The organism is Serratia sp. H402Y, assembly GCF_051172415.1.
GTDB lineage: Bacteria > Pseudomonadota > Gammaproteobacteria > Enterobacterales > Enterobacteriaceae > Serratia > Serratia ureilytica.
Genome location: NZ_JBPIYZ010000018.1, coordinates 1 through 603 on the forward strand (window position 1 = coordinate 1; position 603 = coordinate 603).

General features: G+C 49.1%; 1 tRNA gene and 1 rRNA gene. Both read right to left on the bottom strand.

Annotated features, from left to right (window positions below):
* Positions 1-297: 297 nt before the first annotated feature.
* Positions 298-373 (bottom strand) — tRNA-Glu (locus ACSBQS_RS24550).
* Between the two features lie 88 nt (positions 374-461).
* Positions 462-603, bottom strand: a 16S ribosomal RNA gene (locus ACSBQS_RS24555); the annotation flags it as partial.

A 603-nucleotide genomic window follows, 5' to 3' on the forward strand; every position in this document is an offset into this window, starting at 1 on the left:
CGCCCTTCATCGCCTCTGACTGCCTAGGCATCCACCGTGTACGCTTAGTCACTTAACCTCACAACCCGAAGATGTTTCCATCGTTCGCGCTGCAAACATTTGAGAGACTCTATGACAGGTTACTCTTCATCCCAGTACATCTACGGAGGGACAAATTTCAGCCGTCATGTTTCAATTTTCAGCTTGTTCCAGATTGTTAAAGAGCAATATCTTAAACATGACTCGGAAGTCATCTTTAAGATATGGTGTATCGTCAGATACTTGAGACCGCCGCTTTCACCGGGTGGGTCGGAAGCTTGGCGTCCCCTAGGGGATTCGAACCCCTGTTACCGCCGTGAAAGGGCGGTGTCCTAGGCCTCTAGACGAAGGGGACACGACACCGTACTTTTATGACGCTTTTGCTCGTTACTTTTTCATCAGACAATCTGTGTGAGCACGCCACTCGAAGCAATATCTTTAGGTAAGGAGGTGATCCAACCGCAGGTTCCCCTACGGTTACCTTGTTACGACTTCACCCCAGTCATGAATCACAAAGTGGTAAGCGCCCTCCCGAAGGTTAAGCTACCTACTTCTTTTGCAACCCACTCCCATGGTGTGACTTTT